Source organism: Vibrio sp. 10N.261.46.A3, assembly GCF_041472995.1.
In the GTDB taxonomy this organism is placed as follows: Bacteria; Pseudomonadota; Gammaproteobacteria; order Enterobacterales; family Vibrionaceae; genus Vibrio; species Vibrio coralliirubri.
Genome location: NZ_JBFRRH010000067.1, coordinates 1 through 16,108, shown reverse-complemented (window position 1 = coordinate 16,108; position 16,108 = coordinate 1). Strand labels below are relative to the sequence as shown.

Below are 16,108 nucleotides of genomic sequence, written 5' to 3'. Positions count from 1 at the left end.
ATAAACAGTGACCTAACTCAAACTTTCGACACCGTAGATTTACCAGTATGGCATTTCATATATAGTTGAACTATTGATTAAAGGATTAATATCTATCTGTATATTAGGTGAGCACATGATATCCCGCCAGGTTTGCTTAGGACTAGCATTAACGACATCTGTTTTTGTCTCTGCTCAAGAAAACTCTCTAGACCAGCTCATGTCGATGAGCCTTGAAGAGTTGTCTATGTTAGATGTCGAAATGGAAACGGCTTCGAAAGTGACACAAAAACTCACTGACATTCCTTCGTCGGTGTATGTGCTTTCTAATGAGCGAATTCAGCGTAGTGGGGCGAAAACCATTGCTGAAGTCCTAACGCTTGTACCCGGACTCAAAGTCACCAAATTCAATGAAACCTCATGGTTTGTTTCGACACGCGGCTTTCATGATGGGCTATATAACAAGATGCTCGTGATGATGGATGGACGAAGCTTGTTTAGCCCAGTCTATGGCGGTACGTATTGGAGCGACGTTGATTATGTGCTTGCCGACATCGAACGCATCGAAGTACTAAAAGGCCCCGGCGGAACAATTTGGGGAGGTAACGCAGTTAATGGTGTAGTCAATATCATTACCAAGTCTGCCAATGATACGCAGGGGACTTATCTCTCCGGTGTCGCGTCTAATACTGATAACTATGAATTTAGTGTTCGTCAGGGATTAAGCCTAAACGACAGTGTGAATGCTCGTGCCTTTTATAAGTACCGAGAAGAACCCACGTATCGCACAAATGAATCTGAAAAATGGAAAGCACAAACTGCAGGGATGGTTTTTCAGCCAAGTAATGCCGAAGAAAATTGGTCATTACGTATTGGTGGTGAGAAAAGCTTTTATGAGTCGGAGTTGTATACGTTCCAATATGATAACTCAGGGTCGTTTGTTGGGTCACAAGCCAATGATTTCGATAACAAGAGTCAATCTGTTTACGTCCAATTCAACGACTCTCGCCATTTTGATGAAAGTTCGACACTCTCATATTCGTTATGGGGTGAATATAATGAGGATAATGCGCCAGACGCTCCGGGAAGCTATTCGACCCTTGATTTTGACTCTACTTATATCAACCAACTATCGGAAAGCCATCAGCTAACACTCGGTGGTGGCCTGCGATATATGTATCTTGATTTCTCCTCAAGCCAAGTTTCGGAGGTGGATTGGTACAACCCTGATTACTACGGTCGAGCCTACAATATCCAATCTGCCAACGATTATATTGCGAACGCTTTTATACAGTCTCAAATTCAAATGACGGAAGCGCTGTCTATTACTCTTGGTGCCAAGGTTGAACACTTTACACAGAATGATTCAACTGAGCTTTCACCTCAATTGCGCGGTTTATATAAGTTAACTCAACGTCATTCCGTATGGGCGGGGCTTAGCCGTGCAGTTGTTGCACCATCTTATATGGATTCCAATTCCACCTATTATTTCAATAGTTACAATGCTGACTCAAACAACAGCTACCTAGATGTATATAAATCAAGCTCGAGTCTTGAAACAGAGAACGTCGTAACGGCGGAAATGGGTTATCGCTACTCAAACAATTCAAATTTCGAACTCGATGCAACGATTTACCTGAGTGAACATGACAACCTTCGCTTTCACAGCTATGACCCGAATGATATCCCCGCGAATCATGTCTATGTCGGTGCGCTGTCTGATGATTATAAAGCAAAAACTTATGGCTTAGAGTTAGGCGCGAGTTACCAACTCACCCCAGATCTAGCCAGTTACCTGAGTTACGCCTATACGACGTTAGAAGGTGAGAATAAAGGTGATGACCCTAAATCTAGCCCTCAAACGAGTGTTTATTACGATATTGATAATGAACATTTAGCCACGGCACAGTTGATGTGGAATATCACCGAAAGTTGGCAATTCGATGTGATAGGCCAGTACATTAATGTGAATTACCCAGACTATTGGGTAGCAGGCGATGGCACTCAATATGAATGGCAGTCTTACCCACATGAAATAACCTTTGATGCGCGTATCGCATGGAAAAAATCGTCCGCAGCACCTTTAATTGAAGTGGTTGTTGAAAACATAGGTAAGAGTGACGGCTATCAAGCTGAATTCACATCTCAGAAAAGCGTCAATCAAGAATCGGTGTATGTGAGGATCTCTCATGAATTCTAAATGGCTTAAGCACCGTATTAAGCTCGGCTTCTCTAAACTAGGCTTAGCTGCTTTAACGATGCTTATTGTGCCGTTGAACACCTCAGCGGCTAGCTTCAAACCTTATGAAGTGAAAGCGGTGTACCTTTTTAGAATTGCGAATTTTATACGTTGGAATGATGAAAGCTCTATGAACGCTGTGAACTTTTGTGTGATTGGCGATGAAAAGGTAAGCCAAGTGCTAACGTCAATTACAGAGGGGAAATCTATTCGTTCACTCGATATCCAGGTTCAACAGTCGATTACTTCTAAGTGCAATATTACGTATTTGTCTGACCGTGAAAATAACCAATTCCGTAGTCAAGAGCACTCGCCACACACAGTGACAATCAGTGATATCTCTAACTTTACGGACCTAGGTGGAGTTATTGAGCTCACGCACATCGATAATAAGCTCAAACCTAAGATCAATCTAGAGAACGCAAGGCGCGGTGACTACGTTATTGGATCAAACTTGTTACGAATCGCTATAGTGGAGGGCCAATAATGTTGTCTTTCATTAATAACATATCGATTAAAAACAAATTGATATTACCCATTATCATCTTCATCGCAGTCACTTTTGTTACGATTCAATCGGTAAATTACACTGTCACGTTTGAGAGGGAGAAAGAGAGTCTTATTCAGCGTGTTAAAGTGCTGGCACAAGGTGTTGCTTATAACTTGCAAGCCGCGATTTTATTTGAAGACAAGTCATCGGCTCAGGAAATCTTGTCAGCTTTCGTCGCAGATAAAGATATTGTTAGAGTGAAGCTCTATGACATCAACGAACAGCTTTTTGCCAGCTATCAGGTGAGCAACACTCTGGTTCCAAGGCCAAACGCAGAAGAATTAGACGATATCGCCGATCATCAATTTGCCATCTCTGAGCATTTCATCTTCTTGCTCGTTCCAGTGACGCTGGATGGCGCTGTGATCGCGAATTTGAGAGTAACAATATCGAAAGAGACGTTTAATTCGATCTTAACGAATATTTTCAAGGTTGCGGTCGTCTACCTGTTGTTTTTGGTGATGTTAGGCGGAGTACTGGTCAAATTGGTGCAACGCTTGATTATCGAACCGATGTTTGACCTCAATGAGGCGATGCAAGCCTTTGTTGAGCGTCGTTCGAAGCAGCCTAAATTAGTCGTAACGAACCGCGATGAAATCGGTGACCTGGTTCGAGCTTTCAATACCATGTTAGAAAGGCTTCAACATCGCGATAACCAAATCAATTTTACGTTAGACAAGTTACAAGAAGAAAAATCATTCGCAAATGAGGTCATTGAAACCGTTCAGCACTCTTTGTTGGTGGTGGATGAAAAAGGGCTCATTCTTCATGCGAACGCAGCTACTCGGGATATTTTTAAATGCTCGGAAGCCTTTCTTGAGAACTTGTGGATCCAAGAGTTGATCGCGACCAAGCAAACTGGTTACTTACAAGATGTTATTGATGCCAATATTGAACTTAATGACGAATTGCTGGAAACCACCGATCTCTTTCAATCAAAACGCTGGCTTCGTGTGAGCAGTCGTTCTTTGACAAAAGATGGTCGTATTCTTTATGCAATCCAAGATGTCACCGACATAGAAACGGCCATGAGTCGCCAACGTATTGCAGCGGGTGTTTTCGAAAACAGTAAAGACGGCTTGATCGTGCTCAACTCGTCCAATGTGATAACCATGGTTAACCCGGCGATCACACAACTTCTCGGTTATCACTCTGATCTGCTGGTGGGCAAAACACCATTTGAAGTATTTTCGTGGCAGCAATTTTCATCATTGATGCCGACAATTCGCAGTTCGTTAGACAATTATGGGCAATGGCAAGGCGAAGTGTGGGAGAAGAGTGCGTCTGGTACGTTAGTTCCAATGTTTGTCAAAGTGAATCGAGTTGCCTCAGACAACGAGAAAGACGAGTTTGATATGGTATTAACGCTGTCTGATTTATCCAACGTTAAAGAGATGGAAAGACTCGAACACTTGGCTCATCACGATGCATTAACCGGGTTAGCGAATAGAGCACAGCTGTATAAGATTATGGATGATGTTGTCACGTCGAGCCACTATTCAAATCAGCATTTTGCGGTTATCTACTTGGATTTGGATGGCTTCAAAGAAGTGAATGATAACTATGGACACGATGCAGGTGACGAAATCCTTAAAGAAGTGTCCAACCGATTGTTATCTCAGGTAAGAGCGGGAGATTTGGTTGCACGTTTGTCGGGTGATGAATTTGTTCTTATTATTAAACAGACAAACAAAGTCTTGTTAGCTAAGTTAGCCGAGCGATTGTTGGACCTGATCGGGCAACAAGTAAACTACAAACAACGTTCACTTCATGTTGGAGCGAGCTTAGGTATCCATTTAGTTGATGGCTCAGAGCGTGATATTGACGTTATTCTAAAAGTTGCTGATGAGGCTATGTACCAAGCGAAACGCAAAGGAAAAGGTCAGTTTGTGTTCTCTCGTGAGGGTAAATAGGCACCGGTGTTTGTTAGCTCACCCTAAGTTGTTGTATCATAAGTGATAGGTTGAATATTTTTAATTAAAAGGTCTGCTAAGCATGAATGTTTTAGTTACAGGTGGCATGGGTTACATTGGTAGCCATACAAGTATCCAGATGATCAACGCAGGTATGACACCTGTACTTTTTGATAGCTTGTACAACAGCAAACCAAGCGTTCTAGAGCGTATCGAAAAAGTCTCGGGCGTTCGTCCCAACTTCATTGAAGGTGACGTTCGTGATAAAGCGCTTTTGACTGAAACCATGAAGCAACACAACATCGAAGCGGTTATCCATTTTGCTGGTCTCAAAGCCGTCGGAGAGTCTGTGGAAAAGCCTCTTGAATACTACGACAACAACGTAAACGGCACTTTAGTTCTTGTTGATGCAATGCGTGATGCGGGTGTAAAAACCTTGGTATTTAGCTCTTCAGCAACGGTATACGGTGATCCTGCAAGTGTGCCAATCACTGAAGACTTCCCAACAAGCGCAACCAACCCATATGGTCGTAGTAAACTAATGGTTGAAGAGTGTTTAACCGATTTCCAAAAAGCCAATCCGGATTGGAGCATTACACTGCTGCGTTACTTTAACCCTGTAGGTTCACATCCAAGTGGTGAGTTAGGTGAAGATCCGCAAGGTATCCCAAATAACCTAATGCCATTTGTCTCTCAAGTAGCAGTAGGCCGCCGTGAATTCCTATCTGTATTTGGTAGCGATTATCCAACAAAAGATGGTACTGGCGTTCGCGATTACATCCACGTAATGGATCTGTCTGATGGCCACATCGCAGCGCTTGAAAAAGTAGGGCGCAAAGACGGTCTTCACATCTACAACCTTGGCACTGGTAACGGTTCAAGTGTATTAGACATGGTTAAAGCGTTTGAGAAAGCGAGCGGTAAAGATATCCCTTATAAGCTTGTCGAGCGTCGCCCGGGTGACATCGCAGAATGTTGGGCAGATCCTGCTAAAGCTCAGAAAGAGCTTGGTTGGAATGCAACACGTACACTGACTGAAATGACTGAGGATACATGGCGCTGGCAGTCAACCAATCCTGATGGTTTCCCTGGTTGATCTAGTTGTTTCATGAATAGTTAACTTACAAAAAGATGCTTTAGGGCATCTTTTTTGATCTAAATCGAATAAAAAGTAAATTAGTGGTTAAAAAGTATCATTCTGTATTCGTTGTGTTACTATGCACGCGAATTATATGTTTAATGTTAATTTTCTTTGGAGTTAATCATGGAACTAGGCCTAATCATCACTTTCATCATTGCTGCAGCAGTAATGGTTAAGAAAGAAATGGCAGAGAAGTAATTTCACTTTATCCCTTTTTGATACAATTTTTAGTGAAATAATAAAAGCCAGCATTTAGCTGGCTTTTTAGTATCTGCAATTCAGGTTTTTAACGAATTAGAATTCGTAGTTTGCAGATAAGCCCCAGTTGCGACCAGGTTGAGACTTAATGTCTGTATTGAATTGAGAATCGTGTGCGCTACCAGACATGTCGCTGTACAACCAGTACTTCTTATCTAGAGCGTTAAATAGACCAGCTCGCAGAGTTAAATCTGTAATAGGGCGGTAATAAGCAGTCAAATCAACAACTGTGTATCCAGATACATCGACATTGTCGTCAGAGTTCCAATCATCCTTCGAAGCAACCATTTTGACATTCAACGCTGAACCGAAGTTATCACGTTCAATACCTAACCCGATTGTACTCGTTAGAGGTGCAACTGAATCAATTGGCTTACCAGTCGACTTGTCTTCGCCATCTGCGTAAGCAACTGCTAGGCGAGTGTAAGTGCCGTAAGGTGCGTCAAACAGAGTATCAAGGTTAATGGTTGACGAGAATTCAGCACCATAAATAGTTACTTCATCTAAGTTTTCTTTCGTAAATACGTCTTTGCCACCTTGCTCACCTGTTTTCGTTTCGTTGATGAAATCAGTGTAGTCAGTGTAGAACGTGCTTAATTCGAAGCGAGCATATTGGTTGCTACCACGCAGACCTAGCTCATAAGAAAGGCTTCTTTCTGCTTTCAGGTTAGGGTTTGCCTCTACGATAGCGCCTTGGTTATAGAAGTAGTAAAGGTCATAAACAGAAGGAGCTTTGAAGCCTTGACCAATCTGACCAAACACAGACAAGCTATCGTTGATATGGTAAACCGAACCTAACTTGGCTGTGAACGCGTCATCTTCATTCTTGTCATATTCAGTTGTGTAACCTTCATCAGTTGATGGGTCAGCAACAAACGAGTCATAACGTAGACCACCAGTTACTATGAGTTTGTCATCCATGAAGAATGCTTGATCTTGAAGGAAAACACCCCATTGCGTAATTTTTGCGTCAGGGATACCCGTACTACCTGGAGTAACTGTGCCTTGGTCGAACTTATGATCGGTGTTGTCTAACTCAAAATCATTTTGCAGGTAAGTGAAACCATACGTAAACTCATGGTCAGCGCCACTAATGTTCACCAACTTAGTAAGCTGTGTATCGACTTGCATGTTCACATCTGATGCATCACGCTCACGAAGTCGACGGCCGTTAAAGCCTGTTGTATCGTAGTTTTTATTCAGAGTACTTGAATCTTGGTAGCTTAAAGACCAGTCCAAAGAATCTGCAATAGAAGAGTTCAGTTTAAGCTGCTGCTCCAATGTTGCACGGAAGCGTTTGTTGGTGTCTTCATTGTAGTTATCCGTGTATACAAAGCCCGGCATAAGCGTATAACCGTTGTAATTTAACTCGTCTTCATCATATTGACGCTGATAATGTTCTACGGTTAAGCCGATCTTGTTTGAATCCGATACATTATAAAATGCTTTTGCTAAAAAGTTGCTTAGTTCGGTATCGGCAGGGTTAGCTGCACCACGGTCAGGGCCTTCGATATCACTTCCTGACGAGTGTGTTTCAGTTTCATGACCTTGAGCGTATGTCGCCATTACGATAGTTTCTAGCTTGTCTTTACGCATAGCCCAAGAAAGCGTGTTCTTAAACTGTTCGTCAGCAGAAGTGTAGCTAGATTTGATGCCAAAACGGTTTTCGTCGCCGTCTGTTCTAAGCATATCCTCTGGGTTCTTCGTTCTTAGCAGTACAGCACCACCAATAGCGTCAGAACCATAAAGCGTAGAAGCTGGTCCTTTATTCACCTCGATGACACTCAGTGTGTCTACTTCAATTGCATTAGAGTATTTACGTTGCTCTGTTGCACCAGGGTTGTACGGTGTAGGTTGTTGAACACCATCGACCATCAACTTAACACGGTCACCTTCAACACCACGAATGTTGAAGCCCGAAATACCAAAACGGCCACTGCCTTGAGCTTCTACGCCAGGTGTGTACTGAAGGGCTTGCTTTATGTCGTTAGACATTTGATTATCAATATCTTCCGAAGATACTGATTCAATAGAGCTTGAAACATCTGCTTTGCTTTGTTCAGTACGAGTTGCCGATACAACAACCTCGTCAAATAGGGCATAATCTTCAGCAAAGGCTGATGTTGATGAAAGCGCTAAAACGATTGAAGCAGAGAGTAGGGATTGCTTATACATCTGATAGTTACCTTAATTCCATAGTATTATCTTGATTTGCGAAAGATAATATTGGATCTAAATGATAATTACTATTATTTGCATTTCAATTTATTTGTACTTTTGTCATTGAAAATACGCCTAAACCGTATAACTCATTGTATTGAAAGACCTTTAATGGTTCCATTTATCTGGTGAATGCTTCCATTTTTGTGATTAACCTCTCATTTATAAAGTAGGAAACTGATGCATAGTCCAATAACACTTGAAGCATTACACATATTAGATGCCATCGACCGACGTGGAAGTTTCGCCGCTGCAGCCAATGAAATGGACAGAGCACCTTCATCACTCAGTTATCAAATCCAGAAGCTTGAACAAGATCTGGACATCATGATTTTTGACCGCTCTGGACATCGTGCAAACTTCACAGAAGCGGGCCAGTTGATACTTGAGCAAGGTAGGGTAATTCTTGGAGCAACAGAACGCCTTGTTAACGAGGCAAGCATTCTAGCCAATGGTTGGGAGCTCGATTTGACCATCGCCTTTGATGGCATTATCCCGATTGCTAACTTTTTCCCGCTGGTAGATGAACTAGGAAAAATCAGTAAAACACGCGTTCGTTTGCAAGAAGAGATCTTAGCAGGGTGCTGGGAATCCCTTTCAGACGGCCGAGCCGATTTGTTGGTGTGCCCAAAGGTTGACACTATCCCAAACGACATGAAAAGTGACGTTATCGGTAAAATGGAAATGGTTTGGGTAGCGGCATCGAACCACTATGTTCACAAACGTTCTGGTGAATTCGACCAAAAGGCGAGAGAAAGTTACAGGGTTATTGCTATTGCAGATACCGCGCGCGATCAGCCTGCACTAAGTATCAATATTCTAGAAAAACAGCCACGATTAACTGTGACAAGTTTTCATGCAAAAGTAGAGGCTTTGACATCAGGACTAGGGATTGGCACTTTGCCGAATAGTGTTGCTAAACCTTTGATCGAATCTGGCGTTCTACAGCAGATCTCCGGTACCGAGCCGCAGCCTATTGATATCGTAATGGCTTGGCGACGCAACAAAATGGGCGACGCCAAGTCTTGGTGTATCCAACATCTTAAAAAGACATGGGCGTTAAAGTAACGGTAACACCATATCTGCAGTACCGTCTTCAAAACTGATATCTAGCTTAAAACCGAGCTTTTGAGCTAGTGTCAGCATCCCTCTATTGGTTGGCATCGTCATACCCGACATCTGTTTAGTCTGCTTCGCTCGGCAGTAATCGATAACCTTAGTCATCAGAATGCGACCTAGACCAACACCTTTAAGGTCAGATCGAATCAATATTGCGAATTCGGCGTCCGTGTTCTCAGGGTTAATCAGCGCACGGGACACGCCGATGATCGCTGGAACGCCTTGTTCCTCGCGAACGACCACAAAGGCGATTTCTCTATCGAAATCAATCTGAGTGAAATTCGCCAACGCCTCATGATTGAATTCACCTACATCACTGAAGAACCGTTTATAGAGATCTTCCTTAGACACACGGTTAATGAAGTCAGCATGAAACGGTTCATCTTCGGGAAGAATAGGGCGTAACAACACTTCGGTCCCATCTTTTAGCTGGATACGCTCTTCAAGCTCGACTGGGTAAGGGCGAATGGCCAACCTTTCTTGCGGATCTCCTTCGTAGGCTTTCAATATGATATCAGCGTCTAATATCGTGAATTTGTCTCCGTTGGCGAGTACTGGATGAATATCCAAATCATGTATTTCAGGGCAATCAACCACCATCTGCGATATACGTACCAATAATTCAGAAAGGCCCTCTATATCAATCGGGTTAGGAAGCTTTTGTAGACGAATCTTGCCACTTTTTATCGCCCGTATAATCAAGTAACGCGCCAGTGTCATGTTGAGCGGTGGAAAAGCAGCGGCAGCATCAATCGATTCATCCCACTCTGAACCACCTTGTCCAAGTAAAATGATTGGGCCGAAGGTTTCGTCTGTTGTAACCTTAATACGCAGTTCTTGGCCGCCCGCGAGCTTGGCCATTCCTTGAATTAACAAGCCATGGATGTGCGCTGTAGGGAAGGATAATTGAGAACGATCGAGAATTGCCTGAGCCGCATTGGCAACTTCACTGCTGTTTCGCAAATTGAGCATCACGCCTTGTACGTCTGACTTATGTGCAATATCCGGCGAACGTAATTTTACTGCGACGGGATAACCAATCGTTTCAGCGATGTGTACCGCTTCACTTGGGTCAGAAGCGATCCAAGTTGGTAACACATCGAGGTTGAAGCTCTTGAAAAACTGACTGTTTTGGTGAGTATCAAGGCTAACTGTATTTTTATCCAGTAGTTGTCTTTCTATCCAACTTTTCGCATCTGCTAGATCTTCAATGTGTACTTTTTCTGCAGTAGTCGGCGTTTCCATTAACTGACGTTGGTTACGTCTGTACTCGACTAAGTGCATGAATGCGACCACTGAGCTTTCAGGGGTTCGATAGGTAGGGAAACCCGCTTCGGTAAACAGCTTTCGTGCAGGCCTTGCTGTTAACTCACCAGACCAATTCGTCAGGATGTTAAAGCGCTTGTGGCGAGGGTGCTTTTTAATCGCTTCAATAATTCGCTCTGCCGTTTTGGCTGAATGTGCGACCGCAGAAGGGCTGTGCATGATAAGAATCGCGTCCGCTTCGTCGCCATCGAGTAAGATGTTTATGGTGTCGATATAACGCTGATCACCAGCGTCGCCAACAATATCGATAGGATTACTGTGAGACCAACTCGATGGCAAAACCTTACTGAGTTTATCGAGCGTATCTTCAGAGAATTCAGCGAGCTTACCACCGCGGTCAAATAGGGTATCCACCGCCATAATCGCGGGACCGCCACCGTTGGTAACAATAGCTAAACGCTCGCCACGCAAGGGGACTGAATGAGTCAGTGTTTCTACCGCAGCAAACAGTTCATGTAAGTTCTTAACTCGTAGCATGCCGCTGCGTCGGATTGCGGAATCATAAATAATATCTAATGTGTCGGCACCGCCAGTGTGAGCCATTGCTGCGGCTCTGCCTTTCGCCGTTCGACCACCTTTCAACACCAAAATTCGTCGGTTACGCGAAGCCGCACGCGCTGCAGAAATAAAGCGCCTCGCATCAGTAATGCTGTCTACATAAAGCAATATCGCTTCGGTGTGAGAGTCGGTACTGAGATAATCCAATAACTCCGAGAATTCGATATCGCTACCATTGCCTATAGAGATAAACGCTGAAAAACCGATCTCTTTGTCATTAGCCCAATCGAGAATAGTGGTACACACAGCTGCCGACTGAGAAACAAAAGCGATCTTACCGGGTAATGCTGTCACTGGAGAGAATGAGGCGTTCAAATTTAACCAAGGGACAATTACCCCCAAACTATTAGAACCCAACACTCGAATGTTGTGTTTTTTGGCAATCGCTAGGCATCTTTCATCATACGTCTCGCCATTATCGCTTTCTTGTTGCATGTCGGAAGAAAGCACAATGACAGACGCAATCCCTTTCTCAGACAGCTCTTCAAAAATGGCGACATTGCGTGTCGCATTGGTACACAAGATTGCGAGATCAGGAACAATCGGTAACGACAAAATGTTCTTATAAGAAAGCACACCGGCCACTGAATCATATTTCGGCGTAACCGGCATCACCGCACCTTTAAAATCCCCGTGCAACAAATTGTTCATAACGATATATCCTGCGCGCGTTTCTCGTTGAGAAGCACCAACAACAGCGATTGAACGGGGTTTAAGTAGGGGATCAAGATGATTCATAGACATATCCTAGCAATGCACGTAAGTTCATCGTAACTTACTTTGCACTCACGGGTTGATGGCAAATTCACCGAATTCAGATGAATAAGCAAACACTGCATAAAGTTTGTGAAATAGGTCACCCACTAATGGTGTATAATCTCAAAGTTAACTTGATTCTAAACCGACGTATCGGCATGATTTATAGTAATTATTATTAAGGATATAGAGCTTTCCATGAAAAAATTTGCAATTGTGACTTTGCCACTGCTCTTGGCTGCGTGTGTATCTGACGACTACGTTACCAATGTCACTTCAGATAGTTATCAAGAAGAGTACAAAACGGCAAAAGTTGAAGCTCCAGTTGTATCTCAATCTGAGCAAACAAGCGTTGTTGAAGAAAATGTTGTCAACGTTATCAGAACCGAACCTGTTGAACAGAAAGTAACTCAAACAACTAAAGCTAAGCCAGTTGCAGTAGTGACAGGCCCAACCAAGAAACAACAAGACATGAACCAACGTTTTGGTTACACAGTTCAAGTTGTTGCTGTTGGCAGCCAAAGTAAAGTCGATTCTTTCGTGAAAATGCTACCTACGACTTCTCAACCAGTTTGGGAAAACTACAAAATGGTTAACGGCACTAAGTGGTTCACGGTACTTTATGGTGACTACGCAACACGCTTAGAAGCTAAAAAGGCAATCTCAACACTGCCGAACACTTTCCAAAACTTGAAGCCGTTCGTTAAGAGCATTGATGACATCAAGAACTCTGAATACCCAACGCTTAACAAGTTGAACTAAGTTTTGATTCATAAAGAAGGGGCAAATGCTCCTTCTTTTGTCTTAAGACTCGCTGTTTTGTTTAATAGTTAATCGCTCGATCTTTCGAACGCAATTTTAACAATCAAAACACTGTACCTATCTCGACTTTTGTTTATCATTGAAGTCAGTACTCCTAGTTTCAAGGACCGAATTTACCCATGAACACCACAAACATCCTTCTACTTTGCGGCGGTGGATCTTCAGAGCATGAAGTATCTTTAGTTTCAGCTAATTACCTTTTTGAACAGCTCAATAGCGTTGCAGATTTTAACGTTGTAAGAGTTGAAATTAAAAACGAAGGCTGGTGTCTTGATTCAGGTGAATTGGTTTATCTTGATATTAATGACCAAACCTTACGCGGTGACAATTTAGCATCTAAAGTCGATTTTATTGTGCCTTGCATCCACGGCTTCCCAGGTGAAACAGGTGACATTCAATCCCTGTTTGAAATGGCTAAAATTCCATACCTAGGTTGTGGTTCAGAAGCTAGCAATAACAGCTTTAACAAAATCACGTCAAAGCTTTGGTACGACGCACTCGGCATTCCAAACACGCCGTACCTGTTCTTATCAGACAACAATGATCAAGCTCACTCACAAGCAACTCAAGCATTTGAAAAGTGGGGTAAAGTGTTTGTGAAAGCGGCTCGTCAAGGTTCTTCTGTAGGTTGTTACCAAGTTAACCAAGTAGAAGATTTAAGCGAGGCTATCAACAAGGCGTTCACTTTCTCGGACCAAGTATTGGTTGAGAAATCAGTGGTGCCTAGAGAGCTAGAAATTGCTGCTTATGAAATCGATGGCGAGCTGCATATCAGCAAGCCGGGTGAGGTGATTGCACCTAATGGCGCATTTTACTCTTACGAAGAGAAGTACAGTGCAGACAGTCACTCGATCACTGAAGTTGAAGCAAGTAACTTAACGGACGAACAGCGTGAATTGATTGCAGACAGCGCTCGTAAAGTCTTCACTCAGATGAAGCTTCGTCATTTGTCTCGTATCGACTTCTTCTTAACGCAAGACAACGAAATCTACCTGAACGAAGTCAACACCTTCCCAGGTATGACGCCAATCTCCATGTTCCCTAAAATGGTTGAGTATGACGGCCACAAATTCAGCCAGTTCTTGGAGAACTGCGTGAGAACGAGCCTTTCTTAGGTTTTCTAACTCATTTTCGTTCACTTAGAGCTGAACCAACAAGTGCCTTGAGCTTTCTGCCAAGGCACTTGTTGTTTTTAAAGCCAGCTATTTTAAAAATCGATCGTTTTAACCACAACTTATATCAAAATAGTAATATCCCAGTAATCTACGACCCGTCATTGCCAAGGTATTAATGCCTTAAACTTCATCTTCTCACTCTCAGCCGTTCCCGTGAAACCTACATATTGCGCTGGCATTGCAGGGCTGAGCCAACGGCCAAAATCCTGAATCTCTCTAACCTTAAGACCTTGTTTCGACAACTCTTGTGCAGCACCAACACGAATCGAGTTTCCAGAGAAATGGTGATTTTCTGGCAATTGAAGTAAGTCGCTAGCTCTTCTCAATATCCTATAGATGGACGAATCATCTAAAGGCTGCAAACCAATATTTTCATGCTTGTCTATCGCTCGAAATACTGACAACTCATCTTGTATACCAGTAAACGAAAGCCAACGTTGAAGTGCAACACTGGCTATTGGTGATAACTGATAAGCCGAATCTTTGACTGTTACTTGGTAATGATCTTCAACGTACTCAACATCACTCATCGATAACACCTTGAGCTCCGAGCGCTTTAAAGCACACTCGAACATCACGTTATAAATAGCGATGTCTCTGATCTCTTTCAGGTTTGCTTTATCATGGGAAAGCAACGTATTTAAATCAGTGAGATGCATAGATGTCATAGCATTAGTTTGTTTAGCGTCACCAGCCATATGAGATTGTAAGTGGAGCAGGGTAAAGCGAACTTGCCTGTGCTTGATCGGGTTAGCAAAGCTCAACACAGTGTGTAACATGCTAAGCGTTGCAGTGTAACGTTTTAAGGATGCGTATTTTCTATCGTTAGACTCAGTTTCAAGAAAACGACGAACAGCAGTTATAGATGCGGGTAGTGTGTTAATACGATGTTTGGTACAGAACGCATGATAGCGATTCCAATCACTGTAAATGCCCAACAGTGAATTGTGAGAGTATTGAAATCCTGTCAACTCATCTATAATTTCAATTGTCGCGTGCCTGTTTAATTTTTCAACAAATGAATTAATTATCACAGAGTCGGTTAAAATAGGGACTTTTTTTCTCAAATTACCATACCTCGACAGGTGTTTTTACCATATTATGCTTGATATCATTATAAGTATACTTATGATTAATGTAGTGAAAACAAAAAGATGATTAATAGATATGGCTAATTCAATTTACCGAAGCGTCCATCTTCAATCGATAGATGCTAATAACACAGTTTGGCGTGCTAAGTTAAAAAACAACGTTATTCAGGGCAACCTAGCTGCCGTGAAAAAGAGTATTGATTGGTGGATTGAAACCGCATCTATTATTGATCCAAAAGAATTCACGTCATTAAATAAGTCGAGAGGAACTGGTGGCTCGACTGAAAACTTCAACGGCTACCAAATCAAGAATGACACCGGTGAGCCTAATGCGTGGTATTGCATGTTTAACGGTCGCTTAATTAAAGGCGGCAAGGTTGCAATCCAACGCCATATAGAAGCTTACTTACTCGCAAAACAAAAAGCAGAGCAACAAAAGAAGTAAATTATGAGCCTAGTATATTCAACAGAAACAGGTCGCATTAAGCCTGAAGAAGAGAAAGTCCAACGTCCTAAAGGCGATGGTATCGTTCGAATCCAAAAAGAAACCAAAGGCCGTAAAGGCAAAGGCGTTTCTGTCGTAACTGGCTTAGACCTAGATGACGCACCATTAAAACTAATGGCAGCAGAACTCAAAAAAGTTTGCGGCTGCGGCGGCTCAGTCAAAGATGGCAACATCGAAATTCAAGGTGACGCTCGCGACAAGATCAAAGCTCACCTTGAAAAGAAAGGCTACAAAGTTAAATTTTCTGGCGGCTAATCTCTAACTAATACCAGGGTTAAAATCGAAGATTATTATCACTGGTTATTAGGTATTTTATGGTAAATAGCCAATATGGTTAAATACACAGTATAAATTAGAGAATATCGACACAATAAAAAGGCAGGGCATCGCACAAAGATACCTGCCTTATAAACACCAAAACAAATTTAACATAACGTACATAATGCGCACTTGTGG

At 42.6% G+C, this 16,108-nt stretch carries 12 protein-coding genes; 9 read left to right on the top strand and 3 right to left on the bottom strand.

All coding sequences use genetic code 11. The features are described 5' to 3' along the window. Positions 1 to 115 precede the first annotated feature (115 nt). The 4 genes from AB4484_RS15695 to galE all read left to right on the top strand — a co-directional run bounded on the left by AB4484_RS15695 (position 116) and on the right by galE (position 5,777). Positions 116 to 2,179 (top strand): TonB-dependent receptor plug domain-containing protein, encoded by a 2,064-nt coding sequence (locus AB4484_RS15695; protein ID WP_372079126.1) that lies wholly within the window; start codon positions 116 to 118, stop codon positions 2,177 to 2,179. Next, positions 2,169 to 2,705, top strand: coding sequence for a YfiR family protein (locus AB4484_RS15690; protein WP_372079124.1), 537 nt, complete (start codon positions 2,169 to 2,171; stop codon positions 2,703 to 2,705). Before AB4484_RS15695 ends, AB4484_RS15690 begins: the two co-directional genes overlap by 11 nt. Further along, the gene (locus tag AB4484_RS15685) at positions 2,705 to 4,681 is read left to right on the top strand and encodes a diguanylate cyclase domain-containing protein (RefSeq protein WP_372079122.1); all 1,977 of its coding nucleotides are present in this window, start codon (positions 2,705 to 2,707) and stop codon (positions 4,679 to 4,681) included. Before AB4484_RS15690 ends, AB4484_RS15685 begins: the two co-directional genes overlap by 1 nt. An 82-nt stretch (positions 4,682 to 4,763) precedes the next feature. Continuing rightward, positions 4,764 to 5,777 (top strand): UDP-glucose 4-epimerase GalE, encoded by a 1,014-nt coding sequence (gene galE, locus AB4484_RS15680; RefSeq protein WP_048608318.1) that lies wholly within the window; start codon positions 4,764 to 4,766, stop codon positions 5,775 to 5,777. 339 nt (positions 5,778 to 6,116) lie between these two features. Here the strand turns inward: galE and AB4484_RS15675 are convergent, their stop codons facing one another. Then, positions 6,117 to 8,255 carry a TonB-dependent hemoglobin/transferrin/lactoferrin family receptor gene (locus tag AB4484_RS15675; RefSeq protein ID WP_372079120.1) on the bottom strand — a complete coding sequence of 713 codons (2,139 nt, stop codon included), beginning with the start codon at positions 8,253 to 8,255 and terminating at the stop codon, positions 6,117 to 6,119. 225 nt (positions 8,256 to 8,480) lie between these two features. Here AB4484_RS15675 and AB4484_RS15670 point away from each other — a divergent pair, with 225 nt between their 5' ends. After that, a complete protein-coding gene (locus AB4484_RS15670) occupies positions 8,481 to 9,368 on the top strand; it encodes a LysR family transcriptional regulator (RefSeq protein ID WP_372079119.1) in 888 nt (295 codons plus the stop codon). On the opposite strand, the gene AB4484_RS15665 is transcribed toward AB4484_RS15670, so the two are convergent. Further along, positions 9,360 to 12,041, bottom strand: coding sequence for a GNAT family N-acetyltransferase (locus AB4484_RS15665; protein ID WP_372079116.1), 2,682 nt, complete (start codon positions 12,039 to 12,041; stop codon positions 9,360 to 9,362). The two genes, AB4484_RS15670 and AB4484_RS15665, sit on opposite strands and share 9 nt — an antisense overlap. Positions 12,042 to 12,257: 216 nt before the next feature. On the opposite strand from AB4484_RS15665, the gene AB4484_RS15660 reads away from it, so the two are divergent. Together AB4484_RS15660 and AB4484_RS15655 are read left to right on the top strand one after the other, a co-directional pair. Then, positions 12,258 to 12,821 (top strand): SPOR domain-containing protein, encoded by a 564-nt coding sequence (locus tag AB4484_RS15660; protein WP_372079114.1) that lies wholly within the window; start codon positions 12,258 to 12,260, stop codon positions 12,819 to 12,821. 179 nt (positions 12,822 to 13,000) lie between these two features. Then, entirely contained in the window at positions 13,001 to 13,996 is a 996-nt protein-coding gene (locus tag AB4484_RS15655) for a D-alanine--D-alanine ligase (RefSeq protein ID WP_372079112.1), read from the top strand. 158 nt (positions 13,997 to 14,154) lie between these two features. On the opposite strand, the gene AB4484_RS15650 is transcribed toward AB4484_RS15655, so the two are convergent. After that, complete coding sequence (locus AB4484_RS15650; protein WP_372079110.1) at positions 14,155 to 15,123, bottom strand: tyrosine-type recombinase/integrase; 969 nt, start codon at positions 15,121 to 15,123, stop codon at positions 14,155 to 14,157. Positions 15,124 to 15,223: 100 nt separating this feature from the next. On the opposite strand from AB4484_RS15650, the gene AB4484_RS15645 reads away from it, so the two are divergent. Further along, on the top strand, positions 15,224 to 15,592 hold the full coding sequence (locus AB4484_RS15645; protein ID WP_048613610.1) for a DUF3319 domain-containing protein: 369 nt from the start codon (positions 15,224 to 15,226) through the stop codon (positions 15,590 to 15,592). Between the two features lie 3 nt (positions 15,593 to 15,595). Beyond that, positions 15,596 to 15,907 (top strand): stress response translation initiation inhibitor YciH, encoded by a 312-nt coding sequence (yciH, locus tag AB4484_RS15640; protein WP_050649524.1) that lies wholly within the window; start codon positions 15,596 to 15,598, stop codon positions 15,905 to 15,907. Positions 15,908 to 16,108: the final 201 nt, after the last annotated feature.

What these genes read in the sequence shown, in the direction of transcription:
- AB4484_RS15695 (WP_372079126.1), top strand. Translation starts at nt 116, where the DNA reads ATGATATCCCGCCAGGTTTGCTTAGGACTAGCATTAACGACATCTGTT.
- AB4484_RS15690 (WP_372079124.1), top strand. Translation starts at nt 2,169, where the DNA reads ATGAATTCTAAATGGCTTAAGCACCGTATTAAGCTCGGCTTCTCTAAA.
- AB4484_RS15685 (WP_372079122.1), top strand. Translation starts at nt 2,705, where the DNA reads ATGTTGTCTTTCATTAATAACATATCGATTAAAAACAAATTGATATTA.
- galE (WP_048608318.1), top strand. Translation starts at nt 4,764, where the DNA reads ATGAATGTTTTAGTTACAGGTGGCATGGGTTACATTGGTAGCCATACA.
- AB4484_RS15675 (WP_372079120.1), bottom strand. Translation starts at nt 8,255, where the DNA reads ATGTATAAGCAATCCCTACTCTCTGCTTCAATCGTTTTAGCGCTTTCA.
- AB4484_RS15670 (WP_372079119.1), top strand. Translation starts at nt 8,481, where the DNA reads ATGCATAGTCCAATAACACTTGAAGCATTACACATATTAGATGCCATC.
- AB4484_RS15665 (WP_372079116.1), bottom strand. Translation starts at nt 12,041, where the DNA reads ATGAATCATCTTGATCCCCTACTTAAACCCCGTTCAATCGCTGTTGTT.
- AB4484_RS15660 (WP_372079114.1), top strand. Translation starts at nt 12,258, where the DNA reads ATGAAAAAATTTGCAATTGTGACTTTGCCACTGCTCTTGGCTGCGTGT.
- AB4484_RS15655 (WP_372079112.1), top strand. Translation starts at nt 13,001, where the DNA reads ATGAACACCACAAACATCCTTCTACTTTGCGGCGGTGGATCTTCAGAG.
- AB4484_RS15645 (WP_048613610.1), top strand. Translation starts at nt 15,224, where the DNA reads ATGGCTAATTCAATTTACCGAAGCGTCCATCTTCAATCGATAGATGCT.
- yciH (WP_050649524.1), top strand. Translation starts at nt 15,596, where the DNA reads ATGAGCCTAGTATATTCAACAGAAACAGGTCGCATTAAGCCTGAAGAA.